This is a genomic window from Achromobacter xylosoxidans, assembly GCF_001457475.1.
GTDB classification, from domain to species: domain Bacteria; phylum Pseudomonadota; class Gammaproteobacteria; order Burkholderiales; family Burkholderiaceae_B; genus Achromobacter; species Achromobacter xylosoxidans.
The window spans coordinates 214461-236864 of record NZ_LN831029.1 but is presented as its reverse complement, the minus strand read 5'-3'; the positions used below and the strand labels follow the sequence as shown (position 1 = coordinate 236864).

16 protein-coding genes are annotated in these 22404 nt (G+C 67.2%); 6 read left to right on the top strand and 10 right to left on the bottom strand.

Annotated features, from left to right (window positions below):
• Positions 1 to 12: 12 nt before the first annotated feature.
• On the bottom strand, positions 13 to 2784 hold the full coding sequence (locus tag AT699_RS01115) for a cation:proton antiporter (RefSeq protein ID WP_024067439.1): 2772 nt from the start codon (positions 2782 to 2784) through the stop codon (positions 13 to 15).
• A gap of 188 nt (positions 2785 to 2972) precedes the next feature.
• Here AT699_RS01115 and AT699_RS01110 point away from each other — a divergent pair, with 188 nt between their 5' ends.
• Positions 2973 to 3815: a phosphodiesterase gene (locus AT699_RS01110; protein ID WP_058207203.1), complete on the top strand. Its 843-nt coding sequence runs from the start codon at positions 2973 to 2975 to the stop codon at positions 3813 to 3815.
• Positions 3816 to 4201: 386 nt separating this feature from the next.
• On the opposite strand, the gene rpoH is transcribed toward AT699_RS01110, so the two are convergent.
• From rpoH to fghA, 3 genes are all read right to left on the bottom strand, one after another.
• Positions 4202 to 5086, bottom strand: coding sequence for an RNA polymerase sigma factor RpoH (rpoH, locus tag AT699_RS01105; RefSeq protein WP_006388088.1), 885 nt, complete (start codon positions 5084 to 5086; stop codon positions 4202 to 4204).
• 208 nt (positions 5087 to 5294) lie between these two features.
• Positions 5295 to 5984 (bottom strand): hypothetical protein, encoded by a 690-nt coding sequence (locus AT699_RS01100; RefSeq protein WP_024067437.1) that lies wholly within the window; start codon positions 5982 to 5984, stop codon positions 5295 to 5297.
• A gap of 96 nt (positions 5985 to 6080) precedes the next feature.
• Positions 6081 to 6944, bottom strand: coding sequence for an S-formylglutathione hydrolase (gene fghA / locus AT699_RS01095; RefSeq protein ID WP_006388086.1), 864 nt, complete (start codon positions 6942 to 6944; stop codon positions 6081 to 6083).
• Positions 6945 to 7179: 235 nt separating this feature from the next.
• Here fghA and AT699_RS01090 point away from each other — a divergent pair, with 235 nt between their 5' ends.
• The 3 genes from AT699_RS01090 to AT699_RS01080 all read left to right on the top strand — a co-directional run bounded on the left by AT699_RS01090 (position 7180) and on the right by AT699_RS01080 (position 14551).
• Positions 7180 to 7983, top strand: coding sequence for a hypothetical protein (locus AT699_RS01090; protein ID WP_049052894.1), 804 nt, complete (start codon positions 7180 to 7182; stop codon positions 7981 to 7983).
• 353 nt (positions 7984 to 8336) lie between these two features.
• Positions 8337 to 13076 carry a glutamate synthase-related protein gene (locus AT699_RS01085; protein ID WP_006388084.1) on the top strand — a complete coding sequence of 1580 codons (4740 nt, stop codon included), beginning with the start codon at positions 8337 to 8339 and terminating at the stop codon, positions 13074 to 13076.
• Positions 13077 to 13084: 8 nt separating this feature from the next.
• A complete protein-coding gene (locus tag AT699_RS01080) occupies positions 13085 to 14551 on the top strand; it encodes a glutamate synthase subunit beta (RefSeq protein WP_024067435.1) in 1467 nt (488 codons plus the stop codon).
• Positions 14552 to 14665: 114 nt separating this feature from the next.
• Here the strand turns inward: AT699_RS01080 and AT699_RS01075 are convergent, their stop codons facing one another.
• The 6 genes from AT699_RS01075 to AT699_RS01050 form a co-directional block, all read right to left on the bottom strand.
• Positions 14666 to 16003, bottom strand: coding sequence for a purine-cytosine permease family protein (locus tag AT699_RS01075; protein ID WP_024067434.1), 1338 nt, complete (start codon positions 16001 to 16003; stop codon positions 14666 to 14668).
• A gap of 153 nt (positions 16004 to 16156) precedes the next feature.
• Positions 16157 to 17146: a 5-oxoprolinase subunit C family protein gene (locus tag AT699_RS01070; protein WP_024067433.1), complete on the bottom strand. Its 990-nt coding sequence runs from the start codon at positions 17144 to 17146 to the stop codon at positions 16157 to 16159.
• Complete coding sequence (locus AT699_RS01065; protein ID WP_006388080.1) at positions 17136 to 18011, bottom strand: 5-oxoprolinase subunit B family protein; 876 nt, start codon at positions 18009 to 18011, stop codon at positions 17136 to 17138. Before AT699_RS01065 ends, AT699_RS01070 begins: the two co-directional genes overlap by 11 nt.
• Entirely contained in the window at positions 18008 to 19396 is a 1389-nt protein-coding gene (locus AT699_RS01060) for an acetyl-CoA carboxylase biotin carboxylase subunit (RefSeq protein WP_024067432.1), read from the bottom strand. Before AT699_RS01060 ends, AT699_RS01065 begins: the two co-directional genes overlap by 4 nt.
• A gap of 3 nt (positions 19397 to 19399) precedes the next feature.
• The gene (locus AT699_RS01055) at positions 19400 to 19642 is read right to left on the bottom strand and encodes an acetyl-CoA carboxylase (RefSeq protein ID WP_024067431.1); all 243 of its coding nucleotides are present in this window, start codon (positions 19640 to 19642) and stop codon (positions 19400 to 19402) included.
• 39 nt (positions 19643 to 19681) lie between these two features.
• Positions 19682 to 20452, bottom strand: coding sequence for a 5-oxoprolinase subunit PxpA (locus AT699_RS01050; protein WP_006388077.1), 771 nt, complete (start codon positions 20450 to 20452; stop codon positions 19682 to 19684).
• Positions 20453 to 20710: 258 nt separating this feature from the next.
• Here AT699_RS01050 and AT699_RS01045 point away from each other — a divergent pair, with 258 nt between their 5' ends.
• Positions 20711 to 21628 (top strand): LysR family transcriptional regulator, encoded by a 918-nt coding sequence (locus tag AT699_RS01045; protein WP_006388076.1) that lies wholly within the window; start codon positions 20711 to 20713, stop codon positions 21626 to 21628.
• A gap of 128 nt (positions 21629 to 21756) precedes the next feature.
• Positions 21757 to 22398: an OmpW/AlkL family protein gene (locus AT699_RS01040; protein ID WP_006388075.1), complete on the top strand. Its 642-nt coding sequence runs from the start codon at positions 21757 to 21759 to the stop codon at positions 22396 to 22398.
• Positions 22399 to 22404 lie beyond the last annotated feature (6 nt).

The window sequence follows — 22404 nt, the reverse complement described above, 5'->3', positions numbered from 1 at the left end:
GCGGGCTGGGGGTCAGGCGCTGGCGCCGCCCGGCGCCGCGCCCGATTCACGCGCCTGGATTTCATCCGTTTCGACCGGCGGGTTTTCGACCCGGCGCGTCTCCACCTGTTGCGGCGCCACCGGCGTAGCCGTGGGCGCGGCCGGCGCGCCCGGCTCGGCCGCCCGCAGCGCCTGCACCGCGCGCGCGTCGAGTTCGTCGCCGGCAGCCACCCCGGCAGCTTCGGCCGCCGCCGCAGCCTGGGCCGGCGAAGGCACGGGCGCCTGCGCGGGCGCGGGAGCCGCCGTCGCGTTGGCCTGCGAGAACTGCTTCCAGACCTCGATGGCGCGCAGGCGCTGCTTGGCCACCACCTGGATGCGTTCGCGCAGGTGCTCGTCACGCGCCAGCAGGGCATGGAAATCGCGCGACGACAGCATCAGCAGCTTGCTGTAGCCCAGTGACGTCACCTCGGGCGCGATCTGCTGCTCACCCAGCAGGCCAAGTTCGCCGAAGAACTCGCCGCTGCCCAGTTCGATCATGGTGTTGTCCGGCAGGTGCACCGCCACCGCCCCCGACGCCACGAAGCACATCTCCTCGCCATGCCGGCCCTTGGTCAGCACCCGCTGGTCGGGCAGCGACAGGCGCGGCTTGAGCAGCTTGCTGATCGCGCGCAGCGAATCGGCCGACAGCCCCTCGAACAACGGCACGCGCTTGATCAGGTCGGCCGCGCTCATTTCGATGTCCAGCGGCGGGTGCGTATCGATGTGCGCCCAGCGGCTCTTCAATTGCGCCATCAGGTCGGCATAGACCTCGCCGCTGATCAGGAACTGCTCCAGCATGTCGCGATAGCGGATCCGTTCCAGTTCGCGCGCCACCCGGCCCAGATAGCTTTCCTGCAGCCATTGCGCGTACGACGGGTATTGCAGGTTCAGCGCCTGCATGGCGTTCTCTATCAGGTCCAGGCGGCGCTGGTGCAGCGCCACGATGCGCTGCGTGGCGGTCTCGCCCAGCAGCGGCGTGATCTGCTCGCGCGCGAACATGATCAGCCGCTGCGCCACCGACCGCTTGCTCATGAGATTGGCGAAACGCTGGCCCAGCTCGCGCGCCAGCCAGCCCTGGAAGCCGAACAGGTAGTGCAGCCGCAGGGCCAGCCGGAAACCGGTGGAATAGCGCACGTCGGCGATGATGGCGCGCTCGAAGCCCGGCACCCCGCCCATGCGGATCGCGTCCTCCAGCCGTTCGGCCCGCGCCAGCAGCGTTTCGGCCATGCGCCAGTCGACGATCTGCGCCTTGAGGATGTCGAAGAACATTTCCTCCTCGCGCTGCGCCACGATCGCCAGGCCCACCGCCACCCGCTGCTCGTCGCTCATCTGGCTGACCTGGCCGTCGTGCACGCTGGTCAGGCTGGCGTCGAACACGGCGCGGATGCGGTCGCGCACTTCCGTGCCGATATGCTCGGTCTTGGCAACCTCGTCGGTCTTGCCCTGCAGGTCCTCCAACGCCACCGCCAGCGCCTGGTTGCGGATGGTGCGCTCGACCGGCGACAGCTGGTTCAGTCCCAGCATGCGGATCAGCGGCCGCAGGCTGATGCCGTTGACGAACAGCGTCAACAGCACGAAACCGGTGGTGGCCACGGCGATGAACTGGCGCGCCTCCTCGGGCACGCCGGTCTGCTCGGTCACGGCCAGGGCCAGGGCCAGCGACACCGCGCCGCGCAGTCCGCCCCACAGCATCACCACCTTATAGGGATTGCTGACCTTGGTGCCCAGTTTGGTCAGCCCCAGCAACGGCAGCAGGCCGAACACCACGATGGCCCGCGCCACCAGCGTCGCCACGAACACCACCGCCACCAGCACCAGTTCCTGCCAGTCGGCCGCCGCCATCAGCTTGGGAATCAGCATGGCGGCGAACAGGAAGATGAGGGAATTGGCCCAGAAGCCGAATTGTTCCCACGCGCTCGACAGGTATTCGAAGGTCGTCGGCGACATGCGGGTGCGGCCGGTCGACCCCACCACCAGGCCGGCGATCACCGTGGCGACCACGCCCGACACGTTCAGGTAATGTTCGGAGATGAAGAAGGACAGGTAGGCCAGCGTCAGCGTCAGCGTGATCTCGGCCGTGGGAAAGCCGCGCAGCCAGGCAAACAGGAAACAGGCCAGGCGCCCCATGGCGAAACCGGCGATGCCGCCACCGATGAAGTGCACGATGAAGTCATTGAAGATGCCGCTGGCGGTCAGCTCGCCGTGCCCGCCCAGCACGGCCAGCAGCACCGAGTACAAGGCAATGGACGCGGCGTCGTTGAACAGGCTTTCGCCTTCCACCAGCGTGGTCAGGCGCTTGGGCGCGCCCACTTCGCGGAAGATGCCCACCACCGCCACCGGATCGGTGGTCGCCACGATGGCCCCCAGCAGCAGGCACACCACCAGGCCATAGGGCGAGATCGCGTCCAGCGTCACGCCCACCACCACGGTACACACCACCACCGCCACGATCGCCATCATCAGGATCGGGCCGATATCGTCCATCAGGCGCCGCACGTTCATCGACAGGGCAGTCTCGAACAGCAGCACCGGCAGGAACACCATCAGGAAAGTCTCGGAGGAAATCTCGAAGCGTTCCAGCGAATCCAGGAAGTCGCCGATCCAGCTCGGCGCCCAGCCATGGACGTGCACGATGATGCCCAGCAGGCAGCCGACGATTGCCAGCAGCACCGAATAGGGCAGCTTGAGGCGCCCGGCCAGCGGCGGCATGAAGCACACCAGGGTCAACAGCCCGGCCAGGCCGAATACGAGAAAACCTACATCCATGGATAGCGCCGCGTTCCGATCGTGAAGCTTGTGAGAAGTTTCACAAGAATAGCGGGTTTTCCTGTCGATTCCGGCGAACAGATCGTTCGGCCGCACGTTTCGTTACCCTGGCCGGCGCGGGCGATACGCGCCCGGGCGTGTTTTTTCGGTAAGGTAGGGGCCGTGCAGAAACTTCGCAGGAGCCGTACTTGGTACGCGTCCACTCCCTGGCACGGCGCAATGACGCGCCCGCCATGCTGGTCCAATTGACGGATTGCCATCTTTTCGGCGAGCCGGAAACCGTGATGCTTGGCGTCAATACCGACGCCAGCCTGCGCGCCGTGCTGCGGCAGATCGAGGCCGACGGCAAACGCCCCGACCTGCTGCTGGCCACCGGCGATTTGTCCCAGGACGGCGAGCCCGCCGCCTATCGACGCCTGGCCGCCATGCTCGGCGCCGCCCCGGCGCTGGACGGCGCCCGCATCCGTTGCCTGCCCGGCAACCACGACCTGCCATCCGCGCTGCGCCAGGAACTGCCCGAATGGTCGACGCCGGTGACCGACGTCGGCGCATGGCGCGTGATCTCGCTGGACACCACCGTGCCGGGCTCGAACGCCGGCCACCTGCCCGACAGCCAACTGGATCTGCTGGAGGCCGCGCTGGCCGAGGCGCCCGGGCGCCACACACTGCTGGCCATGCACCACAACCCGATGCAGATCGACAACCACTGGCACGACTCGATGATGATCGACAATCCCCAGGGGCTGTTCAAGTTGCTGACGCGCTGGCCGCAGGTGCGGGTACTGCTGTGGGGCCACGTGCATCACGAGTTCGACCGCCGCCGCCACAACCTGCGCATGCTGGCCACGCCTTCCACCTGCTTCCAGTTCAGCATCCGCGATGGCAAGCACGTGGTCGACAACCTCGCGCCCGGCTACCGCTGGATCAAGCTCTACCAGGACGGCTCCATGGCCACCGGCGTGCGGCGCGTGCAGGACGCGCTGTGGCACACGGGCGCCCAGCCCGGTCCGGACAGCGCGCGGGCGGCCTGAGAGCCGGCGGCCTGACAACCCCACAACGCTTTGGCAGCGCGGCCGCCTGCTACGTCACGCGTTTGGCGCGCGCAATAAAAAACGGGGCACCATATGCGTGGTGCCCCGCAAGCATCCGTCTCATAGGGGAGGGGAAAGAGGAGAAGCCGAGACGGATGACAAGACTGCCAACCAAAGTTCGCGGTCTACGTGAAGTTAGGCGGGGCGAGCTTCATTAAGTTTCTGAAATCGCCCGTTATTTCGCAGCGAATTTGTATCAATTTATTGGTGCGCCGCGACCATCGCCGCGGCGCCCCCCTCCCGCCGGCGCGCACGGCCGTCGACGCAAAGCAAAAGGGCCGCGAATCGCGGCCCTTTGCATGGGTACGGCGGGAAGCAGGCAGCAATCAGGCAGCCAGGTTGCCGCGCATCTTCTTCAACGCCGCGGCCTCGATCTGGCGGATGCGTTCGGCCGACACGCCGAATTCCTGCGCCAGTTCGTGCAACGTGGCGCCGCCGTCGTCCTGCAGCCAGCGGGCTTCGACGATGCGACGCGAACGCGGATCCAGCGCTTCCAGCGCGCTGGACAGCCCCGAGCTCTGCAACTGGTCGCGGGCGGCGCGTTCCAGCACGCGGGTCGGCTCCTGGCGGCCCTCGTCGGACAGGTAGGCGATGGGCGCGTAGCTGTCGTCATCGTCGTCCTGGTTCTCGAGCGACATGTCGCGGCCCGACAGGCGCACTTCCATTTCGCTGACGTCTTCGCGGCGCACGTTCAGTTCGCGGGCGATGTGATCGACCTGCTCGGGATCCAGCGTCTGTCCGTCCGGGCGCATGCTGCGCAGGTTGAAGAACAGCTTGCGCTGGGCCTTGGTGGTGGCCACCTTTACCAGGCGCCAGTTGCGGATGATGTATTCGTGGATCTCGGCCTTGATCCAGTGCACGGCGAACGACACCAGGCGCACGCCGCGCTCGGGGTCGAAACGCTTGACGGCCTTCATCAGGCCGACATTGCCTTCCTGGATCAGGTCGGCGTGGGGCAAGCCATAACCCAGGTACTGGCGCGCCACCGACACCACCAGGCGCAGGTGCGACAGCACCAGCTCGCGCGCGGCGCCCAGGTCTTCGCTGTCGCGCAGGCGACGGCCGAGTTCGGTTTCGCGTTCGGCCGACAGGACCGGCAGGCGGTTCACGGCCGAGATGTAGGCATCGATCGTGCCGAGTGCGCCCGGATTGGCGATGGCCAACGCCAGGGCGTTGCCGGACGTGGCCAACGAGGTACTGGGTTGCTTCATTGCGGCGGTCTCCGGAATGCAAAGGGGTAAAGACATGGATTCGATGTTAGCACTCTAGTAAAGGGAGTGCTAATTCGACTATTGCGGCGCGTCAAAGTTTCCCTTTTATAGGGCGTCCCCAATTTTAATTTGCCTGTCTTGCCCCCGGCGGCGGCCGGCTTTGTGTCATGGGGGCCGGGGCGCGCGTCGCGACCGGCGGGCCGGACGCCTACCAGCCCAGGCGCTTCAAGCCGGCGGCGGTGGCCTCGCCGTCCGGCCGCACGAACAAGGCGCCGCGCGGATCCATGTAGACCTGGTAGGTGGCGCCGTCGAACAACGGCATGTAGGCCGCGCTGCCGAATTGGACATCGACGAAGGGAAACCAGTTCGGGAAGCTCTGCTTGAGCGAACCCAGGTCCGGCGCAGGCCAGTCGTCCAGGGCGTGGACCGAGCGGGTGGCCGAGGCCTCGCGCGCCGCATCGCTGTATCGGCCGGACAAGCGTTCCAGGCGATACAACGGCGGCAGGCCAGCTATCAGCGCCGGCAGTTTCCAGCGCACCACGCGGGCGTCGATCTGCCACTGGTCGCCATAGAGCACATACCGCTTGGCGCCCACGCCCGGCGCGGTGGCGCTGACCTGGAACTGGCCCTCGGCCTGCTGGCGCACCTCGATGCGCGCCACCGGCTCGTCGGTGGTCAGGCGGAAGAACTGCACCAGCGACAGGGCCAGCAGCCCCGAGACGCCACCCAGCAACAGCAGCATCAGGCCAAACAGGCGGCGCACGGGCCGGAACTGGAAGGCGCGCCGGCCGCGCTCATCGCGCGGACCGCCCCGGCCCAGCAGCATCGCCATGCCCGGCAGGAAAAGGACCACCGCGGCCAGCAGGATCCAGACGAAGGGAGCGATTCCGTTGATCAAATCAGGCGATCCTATGCATAGAGCGCCGCGGCCGGGCGTCGGATGCCGGGCGCCCCGGGCCTGTCTCGGCAGGCCGCCCAGTATAGAAGCGGGGCGTCAGGCCGCCGGTTTTCCAAGCCGCTCGACGTGAAACCGGATGTGATCCTCGATGAACGTGGAGATGAAGTAATAGCCGTGGTCGTAACCTTCCTGGCGGCGCAGTTCCAGCGGCTGCCCGGCGGTGGCGCAGGCGGCCTCGAATACCTCGGGATACAACTGCTCGGCCAGGAACTGGTCGGCCGTGCCCTGATCGATCAGGATGCCCGCGGGAAACGGCTGGCGCAAGCCGCGCATCAGCGCCGAGGCATCGTAGGCGGCCCAGTCGTCGGGATTCTCGCCCAGGTAGGCGCCGAACGCCTTCTTGCCCCAGGGGCACAGGCTGGGCGCCGCGATCGGGGCAAAGGCCGAGACCGAACGGAACTGACCAGGGTTGCGCAGCGCCAGCACCAGGGCGCCATGGCCGCCCATCGAGTGCCCGAAGATGCCGACGCGCGCGGCGTCGCCGGGCAGCGCGCTGGTGACGATGGCGTGCAATTCACGCGTCACGTAGCTGTCCATGCGGTAATGGGCGCGCCAGGGGCCGGTGGTGGCGTCCAGATAGAAGCCGGCGCCGGTGCCCAGGTCCCAGCTTTCGTCCTCGCCGGGCACGTTGGCGCCCCGCGGGCTGGTATCCGGTGCCACCAGCATCACGCCCAGCTCGGCGGCCAGGCGCTGGGCGCCGGCCTTGATCATGAAGGTTTCCTCGGTGCAGGTCAGGCCGGCCAGGTAGAACAGCACCGGCACCGGCCCCTGCTCGGCCTGGGGCGGGACGAAGACGGAAAAACGCATCGGCAGGCCGATCTCGGCCGACTCATGGCGGTAATAGCGCTGCGAACCGCCAAAACAGCGATGCTGGGAAATGAGTTCCAGGGCGGCGGGCATGGCAGCGGTCTCCGGGTCTGAGGCTGAACAAAATTCGGGCGGGATTAGGGTATATCCACGGTACGACGATCCGTCGCCGAATGTTAACCTGCCCGAAACACGGAGTCCTTTCCACAAAAAGTATCGATTCCGTGCCCATATTGTGATCGCGGGACTTGACCGGCGACCACCGTGGCACTATTTATATACGTGAGAGAAGACAACCCGTTCTTCTGGAAGCGCAAGCCCTGACACTATGGCCCGTCTGCCCCGTCTGTACGCCCCTGGGCTGCCCCAACTGGTGCAGGCCAACTTCATTCAGCCATTGGCGGCGCCGTCCCAGCCCGCCCCGGCCGATATCCTCAACCAGCTTGCCGCGTGGCTGGGCGAATCCGCCCAGCGTCATCGTGTGTCGGTGCACGGCTGGCTGCTTGCCAACGATCGCATCCTGCTGCTGGCCACGCCCGCCGACGAGGAAGGCCTGCCGCGCCTGATGCAGACGCTGGGCCGCAACCTGGCCGCGCGCCTGCGCGGCGGCCGGGTGTTCGCCGGCCGCTACCGCTCGGCCCTGCTCGAGCCCGGCGCCTGGGTGCTGCCGGCGCTGGTGTGGCTGGAAACCTATCCGGTGCGCAGCGGCGCCTCGCAAGATCCCGATTCCTGGCCGTGGTCGTCGGCTTCCAGCCATACCGGCAACACCACCGCCGCCCCGGCGCAGTGGCAGTCCGATCACGCCGACTACTGGGCCTGCGGCAACACGCCGTTCGACCGCCAGGCCAATTACCGCAAACGTCTGCAGGACGGCCTGTCGCGCGAGGAAACCCAGCGCATCGACCAGGCGGTCTCCGGCCAATGGGCGCTGGGCGGCCCGAGTTTCATCGCCAGCCTGGCGCATACCGCCAGCCGCCGCGTGGCGCCAGGCCAGCGCGGACGCCCGCGCAAGAAGCCGGCCGCGCCGGCCGCCGTCGATGCCGACCCGGCCGCGGCCACGCCACCGGCCTCGCCGCCGGCTCCCACCGGCCACGGACCGGGTTCCGGCAACGGCGGCGGTTCCACTTCCTGACACAGCGCCTTCGGGCGCTTTTTCATGGCCGTTTCGGGACGCACCGACCGACGGCGGCCTGCGCTTGCTCGCCACCGGTCAGTGCGCGGCCAAAAAACATCACAATAAACAGGGACGTACCATCGCGGAAACAGGGGATAATCCACCCTGGCGCCACCCCTTGCGAAAGGTGCACCCTGGGAAGCCTTGTTTGACGCGCCTCTTTATGTGTCACCATATTAATGCTCTACGACGGTGCATTGCTTTAATTAGGGTCACACCCCTTATATTCTTATTGCACCCTACTACGCACGGGGGTATTGTCCGTTCCTGCACTGCAACATTGGAACGCAGTCTTTACTGCGGAGCGCGCCATGCCCCACACCACCCCGAACGATTCCTGTCCCACCCCCAAGGCGACCCCGATCGATGCCAGCCGCATCGGTCTGCCGCCCGCCCAGGGCCTGTACCACCCCAAGAACGAACATGACGCCTGTGGCGTGGGCTTCGTGGCGCACATCAAGGGCAAGAAAAGCCACGCCATCATCCAGCAGGGCCTGAAGATCCTGGAGAACCTCGATCACCGCGGCGCGGTGGGCGCGGACAAGCTGATGGGCGACGGCGCCGGCATCCTGATCCAGATTCCCGACACGCTCTACCGCGACGAGTTCGCCCAGCATGGCATCACCCTGCCGCCGCCCGGCGAATACGGCGTGGCCATGGTGTTCCTGCCCAAGGAAACCGCCTCGCGCCTGGCCTGCGAACAGGAACTGGAGCGCTCGGTGCGCGCCGAAGGCCAGGTCGTGCTGGGCTGGCGCAACGTGCCCGTGGACGTCGACATGCCGATGTCGCCCACCGTGCGCGACTGCGAACCCGTGATCCGCCAGTTGTTCATCGGCCGCGGCGCCGACGTGATGGTGCCCGACGCGCTGGAACGCAAGCTGTACGTGATCCGCAAGACCGCCAGCCACGCCATCCAGAACATGCACCTGGCGCATGGCAAGGAATATTTCGTGCCCTCGGCCTCGGTGCGCACCGTGGTCTACAAGGGCCTGCTGCTGGCCGACCAGGTCGGCCGCTACTACCGCGACCTGGCCGACCCGCGCACCGTGTCGGCGCTGGCGCTGGTGCACCAACGCTTCTCGACCAACACCTTCCCCGCCTGGCCGCTGGCCCACCCCTACCGCATGATCGCCCACAACGGCGAAATCAACACGGTCAAGGGCAACTTCAACTGGCTGCGCGCCCGCGAAGGCATGATGCAGTCGGCCGTGCTGGGCGACGACCTGAAAAAGCTCTACCCCATCGTCTACGAAGGCCAGTCGGACACCGCCACGTTCGACAACTGCCTGGAACTGCTGGTGAACTCGGGTTACTCGCTGGCCCACGCCATGATGATGATGATCCCGGAAGCCTGGGAACAGCACACGCAGATGGACGAAAGCCGCCGCGCTTTCTATGAGTACCACGCCGCCATGATGGAGCCGTGGGACGGCCCCGCCGCGGTCGCCTTCACCGACGGCCGCCAGATCGGCGCCACGCTCGACCGCAACGGCCTGCGCCCGGCGCGCTACCTGGTGACCGACGACGATATGGTCATCCTGGCCTCGGAAGCCGGCACCCTGTCGATCCCGGAAAACCGCATCATCAAGAAGTGGCGCCTGCAGCCGGGCAAGATGTTCCTGATCGACCTGGAGCAAGGTCGCATCATCGACGACGCCGAGATCAAGCTGCAACTGGCCAACAGCCGTCCGTACCGCCAGTGGATCGAGCGGCTGCAGATCAAGCTGGAATCGCTGCCGGCCCCGCGCCAGGCCGGCGTGCCGGCGCAATCGTCGGTGTCGCTGCTGGATCGCCAGCAGGCCTTCGGCTGGACCCAGGAAGACTACAAGTTCATCCTCGAGCCCATGGCCTCGACCGGCGAGGAAGTGATCGGCTCGATGGGCAACGACGCCCCGCTGGCCGTGCTGTCCGACCGCGCCAAGCCGTTCTACAACTATTTCCGCCAGCTGTTCGCCCAGGTCACCAACCCGCCGATCGACCCGATCCGCGAGCAGATGGTGATGTCGCTGGTGTCGTTCATCGGCCCCAAGCCCAATCTGCTGGACATCAACAACGTCAATCCGCCGCTGCGCCTGGAAGTGTCGCAGCCGGTGCTGGACTTCGCCGCCATGGCGCAGATCCGCGACATCGAGCAGGTCACCGGCAAGAAGTTCCGCAGCTTCGAGCTGGACATCACCTACCCGGCCGCCTGGGGTCCCGAGGGCATCGAAGCCCGCGTGGCCGCGCTGTGCGCGCGCGCCGTGGACGCGGTGCAGAGCGGCTACAACATCCTGATCGTGTCGGACCGCCTGGTCGACAGCGAACGCGTGGCCATCCCCGCCCTGCTGGCCACCTCGGCGGTGCACCAGCACCTGATCCGCGCCGGCCTGCGCACCAACACCGGCCTGGTGGTGGAAACCGGCTCGGCCCGCGAAGTGCATCACTTCGCGCTGCTGGGCGGCTACGGCGCCGAAGCCATCCATCCCTACCTGGCGCTGGAATCGCTGGGCAAGATGAGCGACCCGGAAAAGGCCGTCAAGAACTTCATCAAGGCAATCGGCAAGGGCCTGAACAAGGTGATGTCCAAGATGGGCATCTCCACCTACATGTCCTACACCGGCGCCCAGATCTTCGAAGCCGTGGGCCTGCAGAGCAGCCTGGTGAACAAGTACTTCACCGGCACCGCCTCCAACATCGAAGGCATCGGCATCTTCCAGGTGGCCGAAGAGGCGCTGCGCCAGCACCGGGCCGCGTTCAGCACCGATCCGGTCCTGGCCAACGACCTCGACGCGGGCGGCGAGTACGCCTATCGCGTGCGCGGCGAAGAGCACATGTGGACGCCCGATTCCATCGCCAAGCTGCAGCACGCCTCGCGCGCCAACAACTACCGCACGTACAAGGAATACGCGCAGATCATCAACGACCAGAGCCGCCGCCACATGACGCTGCGCGGCCTGTTCGAGTTCCGCTTCGACCCGTCGCGCGCCATTCCGCTCGATGACGTCGAGCCGGCCAAGGAAATCGTCAAGCGCTTCGCCACCGGCGCCATGTCGCTCGGCTCGATCTCCACCGAGGCCCACTCGGTGCTGGCCGTGGCCATGAACCGCATCGGCGGCAAGTCCAACACCGGCGAAGGCGGCGAGGACGAGCTGCGCTATCGCGCCGAAATGCGCCAGGGCAAGAGCACCATCAAGGACGGCGACACGCTGGCCTCGCTGCTCGGCTCCGACCGCATCGAAGCCGACGTCGCGCTCAAGAAGGGCGATTCGCTGCGTTCGAAGATCAAGCAGGTCGCCTCCGGCCGCTTCGGCGTCACCGCCGAGTACCTGTCATCGGCCGACCAGATCCAGATCAAGATGGCGCAGGGCGCCAAGCCCGGCGAAGGCGGCCAGCTGCCCGGCCACAAGGTGTCCGAGTACATCGCCAAGCTGCGCTACTCGGTGCCGGGCGTGGGCCTGATCTCGCCGCCGCCGCACCACGACATCTACTCGATCGAGGACCTGGCGCAGCTGATCCACGACCTGAAGAACGTCAACACCAAGGCCTCGATCTCGGTCAAGCTGGTGTCGGAAGTCGGCGTCGGCACGGTCGCCGCCGGCGTGGCCAAGGCCAAGGCCGACCACGTCGTGATCGCCGGCCATGACGGCGGCACGGGCGCCTCGCCGGTGTCGTCCATCAAGCACGTCGGCACGCCGTGGGAACTCGGCCTGGCCGAAACCCAGCAGACGCTGGTCCTGAATCGCCTGCGCAGCCGCATCCGCGTGCAGGCCGACGGCCAGATGAAGACCGGCCGCGACGTCGTCATCGGCGCGCTGCTGGGCGCCGATGAATTCGGCTTCGCCACGGCTCCGCTGGTCGTGGAAGGCTGCATCATGATGCGCAAGTGCCACCTGAACACCTGCCCGGTGGGCGTGGCCACGCAGGATCCGGAGCTGCGCAAGAAGTTCCAGGGCAAACCCGAGCACGTCGTCAACTTCTTCTTCTTCATCGCCGAGGAAGTGCGCGAGATCATGGCCCAGCTGGGCATCCGCAAGTTCGACGACCTGATCGGCCGCGCCGACCTGCTGGACATGCGCTCGGGTGTCGAGCACTGGAAGGCGCAGGGCCTGGACTTCGCCCGCGTGTTCCACCAGACCCAATCCGACGCCGACGTGCGCCAGACCGAAGAGCAGGACCACGGCCTGGCCGGCGCGCTGGACCACCAGCTGATCGAGCGCAGCAAGCCGGCGCTGGAGCGCGGCGAGAAGGTCTCGTTCATCGTGCCGGTGCGCAACCGCAACCGCACCATCGGCGCCATGCTGTCCGGCGCGGTGGCGGCGCGCTACGGCCACGACGGCCTGCCGGACGACACCATCCACATCCAGTGCAACGGCACCGCCGGCCAGAGCTTCGGCGCCTTCCTGGCCCATGGCATCACCATGGACCTGGTGGGCGAAGGCAACGACTACGTCGGCAAGGGCCTGTCGGGCGGCCGCATCATCGTGCGCTCGCCCAATGACTTCCGCGGCTTCGGCCCCGACCACATCATCGCCGGCAACACCGTCCTGTACGGCGCGCTGGCCGGCGAAGCCTTCTTCAACGGCGTGGCCGGCGAACGCTTCGCGGTGCGCAACTCGGGCGCCGCCACGGTCGTGGAAGGCACCGGCGACCACGGCTGCGAATACATGACGGGCGGCACCGTGGTGGTGCTGGGCGCCACCGGCCGCAACTTCGCCGCCGGCATGTCGGGCGGCGTGGCGTACGTGTGGGATCCGGAGCGCACGCTCAAGCATCGCGCCAACCTGTCGATGGTCGAACTGGAAGCCGTGCTGCCGCATGCCGAGCAGCAGGCCCAGAACAACATCGACGTCTGGCACAGCGCGCAGCGCGGCGGCGAACGCGAAACGGATGAAGCCATCCTGCGCCGCCTGGTGGAAGACCACTTCCGCTACACCGGCAGCTTCCGCGCCCGCGAGATCCTGGGCGACTGGGAAGCCTCGCGCGGCAAATTCGTAAAGGTCATGCCGACGGACTACCGCCGCGCATTGGGTGAAATGTGGCGTGCAGCCAACCCGCAACAACTGGCTGCGTGAGGGATACCATGGGAAAGATTACCGGCTTTATGGAATACCAGCGCCTGCAGGAGGCCTCCGAGGCCCCGCAGAAGCGGCTGAAGAACTGGCGCGAATTCGTGCTGCACCTGACCGACGACCAGGCCAAGCAGCAGGCGGCGCGCTGCATGGACTGCGGCATCCCGTTCTGCAACAACGGGTGCCCGGTCAACAACATCATCCCCGACTGGAATGACCTGGTGTACAAGCAGGACTGGCGCCGCGCGCTGGATGTGCTGCATTCCACCAACAACTTCCCGGAATTCACCGGCCGCATCTGCCCGGCGCCGTGCGAGGCCGCCTGTACCTTGAACATCAACAGCGACGCCGTGGGCATCAAGTCCATCGAGCACGCCATCATCGACAAGGGCTGGGCCGAGGGCTGGGTCGCGCCGCAAGTGCCGGCGCGCAAGACCGGCAAGAAGGTCGCCGTGGTGGGCTCCGGCCCGGCCGGCCTGGCCTGCTCGCAGCAGTTGGCGCGCGCGGGTCACTCGGTCACGCTGTTCGAGAAGAGCGACCGCATCGGCGGCCTGCTGCGCTACGGCATTCCCGACTTCAAGCTGGAAAAGCACCAGATCGACCGCCGCATTTCCCAGATGGAAGCCGAAGGCGTGGAGTTCGCGCCCTCGACCTACATCGGCAACCCGTCCGACCCGGTGGCCGACGGCCTGACCGTGCGCACGCCGGAATCGCTGCTGGCCGAATTCGACGCCGTGGTGATGAGCGGCGGCTCGGAAACCCCGCGCGACCTGCCGGTGCCGGGCCGCGAGCTGTCGGGCGTGTACTTCGCCATGGACTTCCTGCGCCAGCAGAACAAGGCCGTGGCCGGCGACCGCCTGACCAACCAGACGCTGGCCAAGGGCAAGCACGTGGTGGTGATCGGCGGCGGCGACACCGGTTCCGACTGCGTGGGCACCAGCAACCGCCACGGCGCCGCCTCGGTCACGCAGTTCGAGCTGCTGCCGCAGCCGCCCGAGTCCGAGAACAAGGCCATGACCTGGCCCTACTGGCCGCTGAAGATGCGCACCTCGTCCTCGCACGAGGAAGGCTGCCAACGCGACTGGTCGGTGACCACCAAGCTGCTCAAGGGCAGCAACGGCAAGGTCGAAAAACTGGTCGGCTCGCGTGTCGAGTGGTTCAAGGACGAGTCGACGGGCCAGATGAAAATGCGTGAGGTCGAAGGCTCGGAATTCGAGATCAAGGCCGACCTGGTGCTGCTGGCCATGGGCTTCGTGTCGCCGGTGCAGACCGTGCTGGACGCCTTCGGCGTGGACCGCGACGCGCGCGGCAACGTGCGCGCCAACACCGACGACTACCGCACCAACGTTGAAAAGGTCTTCACCGCCGGCGACATGCGCCGCGGCCAGTCGCTGGTGGTCTGGGCCATCCGCGAAGGCCGCCAGTGCGCCCGCTCGGTCGATGCCTACCTGATGGGCAGTTCCGAACTGCCGCGCTGACCGGCGCCCGCCAGACGGCAATGGCCGGCTTCCTTGCGGGAGCCGGCCGTTTTGCTTCTTGTCGCGCCGGGTCGCCGACGACCCGGGGCCACGCGCCTTTGAACGCGGTACGCCCTAGGCACCGCCGCGCTGCATGCGCGGGCCCGATACCGCCGCCTGTCCCAGCCAGTAGGTCGCGGCCGCCACCACGAAACTGGCCGGCGCGGCGAAGCTCGCGGCCAGGCCGCTCATGTGCATCAGCACCAGCCCGCTGGCCGCGCCCGCGAACCAGGCGCCCAGCCCGCGCCGGTTGTAGGCGCTGCCGCCGCCCGGCGCCGGCGCGGTCTCGCCCACCGCCAGGATGTGCACCAGCGCCACCGCGACCCACGCCACCACGAAGATGCCCTGGTAGGCCAGCGCCTGCAGCAGATAGGCGAACACGTCGAACAGCATCAGCGCGTACGACACCAGGCCCACCACCACCGCCCATGCCGCCTTCGGCCAGCGGCCCAGGCCGAAGCGCGCGAAGAAGGCCTGCATGTTGATGGTGGCCAGGTAGTAGTTGGCGGTGTTGATGCGGGTCTGCGTCACCCACACGAAGAACAGGCCGCCCAGGCCCATCAGCTTGAGCAGCGCCAGCACCACCGACACCTCGCTCAAGGCGCCGTCGCCGGGAATGATCGCAACCAGGTAGATTCCGGCCACGCCGTTGAGCAGGAAGGTGACCAGGTAGAACGGCATGCCGAAGTTGTAGCGGCCGTGGTAGCGCGCGTCCTCGCGGCGGCCGAAGCGCGCGTAGTCGAAGGTGAACATCATCAGGATCCAGACGCCCATGTAGTACACATAGGCATCCCACCAGCCGCCCGCGACCGGCCCGCCGGCCGGGCCGAACGCCAGCCAGGCGTCGCTGTAGCCGTATTCGCGCGTGGCCAGCGCCACGGCCAGCAGCAGGCCGCCCAGGTAGAACGGCAACAGCACGCCGTTGAACTTGTCGAGCCAGCGCTGCACGCTGCCGAAGATCAGCAGCACGCTGTAGACGACCACCAGCAGCGCGAAGGCCCAATAGGGCACGGACGGGAACATGTGGTGCGCGGCGACCGCCATCACCGAGCCCTCGAACACGGCGTAGTAGATGGCGGTGGCGAAGAAGATCAGGGTAGCCAACGCCGCGCCCGAGGTGCCGAACACCGCGCGCGAGAACAGCGCCACCGATTGGCCGGTGCGGATGGCGTAGCGCGAGATCACGGCGTTGATCAGGCCATAGGAAATCACCGACAGCACCATGCCGATGATGGCGTTGCGGGCGCCGTAGTTGAGCGCCAGCGTGGCGCCGACCACGATGTAGAAAATTGCGCTGCACACGGCCCACCAGGCCATGGTGAGCGGGAATCGGCCCATGCGGTCGGCATCGGCCACGGTGGCGAGGGAAGTGTCCCGGTCGGAGGACGTGGAGCTGGAAGCAAGGTTGGCCATGGAGGCTCTCCTGACGTGCTGAAGAACCGCGGAATGCGGACGGGTACGGCATGCAGCGTGTGAAACTCGAATGCACAGGCGCGAACGCGCCCGTCCGGCCCGTCGGAACGGGCCGGAGGGAAAGCAGCAATCAAGGGGAAAGCGCGGCGCGGATCAGCCCAGGGCGGCGCGCAGCCGCTCGAGGCGGGCGCGGTAGTCCTTGCGGGCCTGCAAGGCCGTCTCCAGCGTGACCCGCTCGAAGCGCGCCTGCTGGTTGGGCTGCATCTGGCCGACCTTGTCGAGGTCGGCGCTGATCACGGTGCCGATCATGGCGTAGCCGCCGCCGGACACGGCGTCGCGGTGCAGGATGATGGGCTCGACCCCGGCCGGCACCTGGATCGATCCGATCGGGTAGCAGGCGTCGACGATGTTGGACGGATCGGCGCCCGCGCCGAACGGTTGCTCGCGCGGCTGGAACTTCAGGGCGCGGCCTTTCTTGTAGCGGTAGCCGATGCGGTCGGCCTCCGAGGTCACGCTCCAGGCGTCCTCGTAGAACGAGGCGGCCGATTCCGGCATCAGGCGATGGTCGTACAGGCCCGGCACCACGCGCAGCACCTGCTCCTTCGGGCATTGGCTGGCGAGTTCCGGCGGCAGCGCACGGCCGACCCGCGTCCCCGGGCGCGGCGCGCCCACGCGCAGGCGGTCGCCGGCCTGCAGGCGGCGGCCGTCGAAGCCGCCAATGGCGCCCAGCGTGTAGGTCGAGCGGCTGCCCAGCACCTCGGGCACGTCGATGCCGCCGGCGATCGCCAGGCAGGCGCGCGCGCCGGCCTGCACGAAATCGAACGACAGCCGGGCGCCGGCCGGCACCGCCAGCGCGGTGTTGCAGGCCTGCGCCTGGCCATCGATCTTGGGCGTCATGGCGGCGCCGGTGACGGCGATCACCGCGGCGCGGGTGAAGCGCAATTCGGGGCCCATCAGCGTGCATTCCAGCACCGCCGCGTCCTCGGGATTGCCCACCAGCAGATTGGCGGCGGCCAGCGCGTACTGGTCCAGCGCGCCCGAGGGCGGAATGCCCAGGTGGTAGTAGCCCTGGCGGCCACGATCCTGGACCGACGTCGCCAGCCCGGGCTTGATTACTTCGATGAGCGGTTCGTCATGCGACATGGAGCGTCTCCAGAAGGCGGGCGTTGTACTGTTCGGGCGCCGCCATGAATTCGGACAGCGAGAACGACACGGGACGGATGTCGAGCTGGAAGGTGCCGGCCTCGACCTCGGCCACCGCGGCGTCGTACTCGGCGCGGCTGATCGGCTTGAACTTGACGATGTCCCCGGGACGGAAGAACACCATCGAGTCGCGCAGGTGCGCCTGGCGCTGCGCGGGCTCGAAGATCGGCGCGGGCGTCACGCCAAACATCTGGTAGCCGCCCGCGCCGCGCACGGAATAGATGCAGGCGAAGCAACCGCCATGTCCCACCGTGTGCTTGGGCGTGTCGGTGCGCGGCCGCAGGTACTTGGGCACTTCGAGCTGGCGTTCGCGCTCGACCATCTGGAACATGAACGGCAGCCCGGCCACGAAGCCGACCATCGACACGAACCACGGCGCGCTGGAATGCGCGGCGATGAATGCATCGGTATCGGCAAAGCCGTTGATGCGCGCGGCGTATTCCAGGTCGGTCGATTCCGGGTCCTGGTGGCGCTCGCGAAAGCGCATCAGCGTCTCGTGGGTCCAGGGATCGTTGTAGAGCACCGGCACCTCGATGACGCGGGTGTCGAGCCGCAGGTTGTCCAGGTCGATGCCGGCCTCGATCTCGCGCAGGATGGCCAGCATGGATTCGGGCGCGACCTGCTCGGGGTCGTAGCGGATCTGGTACGAGGCGTTGGCCGGGCAGATCTCGGTGACGCCGGGCACGGCGCGTTCGCGCAGCGCACGCGTGATCGCCATGCCCTTGAAGAACGCGGCCAGCGACATCGATTCGCTGATCTCGGCGAAGATGAATTCATCGCCGCCATGGGTGTAGCGCACCGTCATTGGGTCCCCTCCCGCCGCTGCATCCAGCTTTCCAGATAGTTGGTGTGATAGTCGCCCGCCAGCACGCCCGCGTCGGCCACCAGGGCGCGATGCAGGGCCAGCGTCGACGGCACGCCTTCGAATTCGGTTTCGTCCAGCGCGCGCGCCATGCGCGCCAGCGCGGCGTCGCGGCCCTCGTCCCACACGATCAGCTTGGCCAGCAGCGAATCGTAGTAGGGCGGCACCACGCTGCCGGCATACACCATCGAGTCGATGCGCACGCCTGGCCCGGCCGGCCAGCGTACGTGCGACACGGTGCCGGGACCGGGCGCGAAGTTGCGCGCCGGATCTTCGGCGTTCAGGCGGCACTCGATCGCGGCGCCGCGCATGACGATGTCGGATTGCTTCAAGCGCAGCGGTTCGCCGTCGGCGATGCGCAGCATCTCGCGCACCAGGTCGATGCCGGTGATCGCCTCGGTGATCGGATGTTCGACCTGGATGCGCGTGTTCATCTCGATGAAGTAGAACTCGCCGCGGGTCTCGTCGTACAGGTATTCCAGCGTGCCGGCGCCGCGATAGCCCACCGATTCGGTCAGGCGCAGCGCGGATTCGCACAGCGCCTGGCGTAGCGCGGGGCTCAGCGCCGGTGACGGCGCTTCCTCGAACACCTTCTGGCGGCGGCGCTGCAGCGAGCACTCGCGCTCGAACAAATGCACCGCGCGTTCGCCGTCGCCCAATACCTGCACCTCGATATGGCGGGCGCGCGGCAGGTAGCGTTCCAGGTAGACGCCGCCGTCGCCGAATGCGGCGCGCGCCTCGGCCTGCGCCATCGGGATGGCCTCGCGCAACTGCGCTTCGTCGGCCGCCACGCGGATGCCACGGCCGCCGCCGCCGGCGGACGCCTTGATCATCAACGGATAGCCGATCTGCGCCGCGTGGCTCAGGGCCTCGTCCAGCGACCCGACCACGCCCTCGCTGCCCGGCACGGTGGGCACGCCCGCCGCCTTGGCGCAGGCGCGCGCCGCGGCCTTGTCGCCCATGCTGCGGATGGTGTGGGCGTCGGGTCCGACGAACACCAGGCCGGCGTCGGTCACGGCCTGCGAGAAGTCGGCGTTCTCGGCCAGGAAGCCATAGCCGGGATGGATCGCGTCGGCGCCGCTGTCGCGCGCCGCCGCCAACAGGGCGTCGGCATTGAGATAGCTGCGGGTGGCGTGGGCCGGACCGATATGCACCGCCGAGTCCGCCAGGCGCACCGCCAGGGCGTCGCGATCGGCGTCGCTGTAGACCGCCACCGTGCGCATGCCCAGCTCGCGCGCGGCGCGGATCACGCGCAGCGCGATCTCGCCGCGGTTGGCGACCAGCAGGGTGTGGATGCGGCGCGGCCGGTAGAAGGAATGCACGCCCATGCCTCAGCCCTCGATCCGCAGCAGGGCCTGGCCGGGTTCGACCGGGTCGCCATCGGCCACCAGGATCTCGGCGACCACGCCGCCGACCTCGGCCTCGATCTGGTTGAACTGCTTCATCACTTCAACGATGCCGACCACGTCGCCGGGCTGGATGGTGGCGCCCACTTCGACGAACGGCGCCGCATCAGGACTGGGACGACGGTAGAAGGTGCCGGGCAGGGGGCTCTGGATCTCTTGCTGCGACATGGGGTTTTCTCCTTGGAATGTATGGGAATGATGGGCGGATCAGGACAACTGCGGCGGCGCGATGCGGATGCCGTGCGCCTCCAGGCGGGCGCGGGTGGCCTGCACCAGGCCGAGCGCGCCGGGCGTATCGCTGTGGATGCAGACGGAATCGAAGCCGATCGGGATGTCGCGGCCGTCGACGGTGCGCACCTTGCCGTCGGTACACGCCCGCAGCACCTTGTCGGCCACCTGCTCCGGATCCAGCGCCTGGGTGTAGCGCGTGAACACGATCGAGCCGCTGGCGTCGTAGTCGCGGTCGGCGTAGAACTCGCGCACCACCGGCAGACCCAACTCGCGCGCCACCTTGCAGGTCAGCGAGTTCTCCATGCAGTACAGCATCAGCGTCGGCTCCAGGTCGCGCAACGTCTGCACCAGCCGGCGCGACAGGGTTTCGTCGCGCGCGGCGCGCATGTACAGCGCGCCATGCGGCTTGACGTGCTGCAGCCGCAGGCCATAGAGGCGGGCGAATTCGCGCAGCGCGCCGACCTGGTAGACGATGTCGTTGACCAGGCCTTCGGCGTTCTCGTTCAGGTCGCGGCGGCCGAAGCCGACCAGGTCGCGAAAGCCGGGATGGGCGCCGATGCCGATGCCGTGCTCGCGCGCCATGACCACGGTGCGGTTCATGATGTTGGGGTCGCCGGCATGAAAGCCGGTGGCGATGTTGGCCGAGCTGATCAGCGGCATGATGGCGTCGTCCACGTCATCGCCGATTTTCCAGGAACCAAAGCCTTCGCCCATGTCGGAGTTCAGGTCTATCGTCGCCTTGCTCATGAAACAGGATCTCCTTCCATTCGCGGGCCGGTGGCCCGCGCAATGCCTGCACAGTAGCGAAGCGTCCAAGGGATAAAAAGTTCTTTTTTTGGATCAATGGTTATCTGAATTTTTGATGCCCCGCATTGCGCACCAAATCAGGGCGGTTGCTGAATTCCCATGAAATTTCAGGGATTTCCCTGAGATTTCGCGCACCCCGATGGCGCGGATAAACAGATATTCTGGTGGCTTACTATCAATTAATCAGATATTGCCGCCATGTCGCTCACCCTCCGGCAGCTCAAATATTTCGTCGCGGCCGCCGAACTCGGACAGATCTCGCAGGCGGCGATCCAGTTGGCGATCTCGCAGTCGGCGGTCACCACCGCCATCCGTGAACTCGAAGAGATCGTCGGCTCGCCGCTGTTCCAGCGCAGCGCCAGCGGCGTGGCGCTGACCGAAACCGGACGCGGCTTTCTCAACCATGCCTACAACATTCTGTCGTCGGTCGACGAGGCGCTGCGCATGCCCAGCGCCGACGGGCGAGAGAGCGGCCGCCTGCTGCTGGCGGCGTCGTACACCGTGATCGGCTACTTCCTGCCCTACCACCTGCAGCGCCTGTCGCAGCTCTATCCCAACCTGGACATCCAGCTGCACGAGCTCAACCGCAACGCCATCGAGGAAGGCCTGATCGCGCACCGCTACGACATGGCGGTGCTGCTGACCTCGAACGTGGTGAACCCGGAACTGGCGGTCGAACACTTCTTCGGTTCGCCGCGGCGCCTGTGGGTGCCGGCGCGTCATCCGCTGCTGGCGCGCGATACCGTCACGCTGGAAGACGTGGCGCACGAGCCGTTCATCATGCTCACGGTCGACGAGGCCGCGCACACCGCGCTGCGCTACTGGAGCGAAACGCCATTCCGCCCCGACGTGCGCCTGCGCACCTCGTCGGTGGAGGCGGTGCGCAGCATGGTGGCCAATGGCGGCGGCGTGGCGGTGCTGTCGGACATGGTCTATCGCCCGTGGTCGCTGGAAGGGCGCCGCATCGAGACCATCCAGTTGAAGGATCCGATCCCGCCGATGAACGTGGGGTTGGCGTGGCGCAAGGGCGCGGACATCACGGGTCCGATGCGCGCGGTGCGCGACTATTTCCGCCACGCCTATGCGGTGCCGCGTGGCACCGATACCTTGCGTTGAGTCCGATTGACGCGTAACTGTGGCGCTGCAACCACGCGCCGTGTCGCGGCTTGATACACGTCAAGACCGGCTTTTCCCGCCTCTGCGAACCTGAATGCCTACATTCACGCAATACACGGAGAGAGGAAATGTTCGCGATGTATCGGCGCACCCGCGCTCTTGCCCTGGCCTCGGCCTGCGGCGCCACCCTGATGCTTGCCGCCCCCGCGCAGGCCCACGAAGCCGGCGACATCCTGTTCCGCGTCGGCGCGACGCAGGTTCGCCCCTCGTCCAACAACGGCTCCGTGCTCGATGGCAGCGTCAAGCTCGACGTCAACAACAACGTGCGTCCCAGCTTCACGCTGGCGTACATGGCCACGCGCAACATCGGCATCGAACTGCTGGGCGCCTGGCCCTTCGAGCACGACGTGCGCGGCAGCGGCCTGGGCAAGATCGGCTCCAGCAAGCAATTGCCGCCCACGCTCAGCCTGCAATGGCACATCCTGCCCGACAGCATGGTCCAGCCCTACATCGGCGTCGGCATCAACTACACCAAGTTCTTCGACACCAAGGCCGAAGGCGCGCTCAAGGGTTCCGACCTGAAGCTGGGCGATTCCTGGGGCGTGGCCGCGCAACTGGGCGCGGACATCAAGATCAGCGAACGCTGGTTCATGAACGCCGACATCCGCTACATCGACATCAAGTCCAAGGTGAAGCTGAACGGCGAACACATCGGCACCGCGCGCATCAATCCCTGGGTCGCCACGCTGGGCGTCGGCTACCGCTTCTGATCTTGC

Bases quoted from the DNA above. Each gene is read 5' to 3' on its own strand.
- AT699_RS01115 (WP_024067439.1), bottom strand. From the start codon at position 2,784: ATGGATGTAGGTTTTCTCGTATTCGGCCTGGCCGGGCTGTTGACCCTG.
- rpoH (WP_006388088.1), bottom strand. From the start codon at position 5,086: ATGAAGCAACCCAGTACCTCGTTGGCCACGTCCGGCAACGCCCTGGCG.
- fghA (WP_006388086.1), bottom strand. From the start codon at position 6,944: ATGCCCGCCGCCCTGGAACTCATTTCCCAGCATCGCTGTTTTGGCGGT.
- AT699_RS01090 (WP_049052894.1), top strand. From the start codon at position 7,180: ATGGCCCGTCTGCCCCGTCTGTACGCCCCTGGGCTGCCCCAACTGGTG.
- AT699_RS01085 (WP_006388084.1), top strand. From the start codon at position 8,337: ATGCCCCACACCACCCCGAACGATTCCTGTCCCACCCCCAAGGCGACC.
- AT699_RS01080 (WP_024067435.1), top strand. From the start codon at position 13,085: ATGGGAAAGATTACCGGCTTTATGGAATACCAGCGCCTGCAGGAGGCC.
- AT699_RS01075 (WP_024067434.1), bottom strand. From the start codon at position 16,003: ATGGCCAACCTTGCTTCCAGCTCCACGTCCTCCGACCGGGACACTTCC.
- AT699_RS01070 (WP_024067433.1), bottom strand. From the start codon at position 17,146: ATGTCGCATGACGAACCGCTCATCGAAGTAATCAAGCCCGGGCTGGCG.
- AT699_RS01065 (WP_006388080.1), bottom strand. From the start codon at position 18,011: ATGACGGTGCGCTACACCCATGGCGGCGATGAATTCATCTTCGCCGAG.
- AT699_RS01060 (WP_024067432.1), bottom strand. From the start codon at position 19,396: ATGGGCGTGCATTCCTTCTACCGGCCGCGCCGCATCCACACCCTGCTG.
- AT699_RS01055 (WP_024067431.1), bottom strand. From the start codon at position 19,642: ATGTCGCAGCAAGAGATCCAGAGCCCCCTGCCCGGCACCTTCTACCGT.
- AT699_RS01050 (WP_006388077.1), bottom strand. From the start codon at position 20,452: ATGAGCAAGGCGACGATAGACCTGAACTCCGACATGGGCGAAGGCTTT.
- AT699_RS01045 (WP_006388076.1), top strand. From the start codon at position 20,711: ATGTCGCTCACCCTCCGGCAGCTCAAATATTTCGTCGCGGCCGCCGAA.
- AT699_RS01040 (WP_006388075.1), top strand. From the start codon at position 21,757: ATGTTCGCGATGTATCGGCGCACCCGCGCTCTTGCCCTGGCCTCGGCC.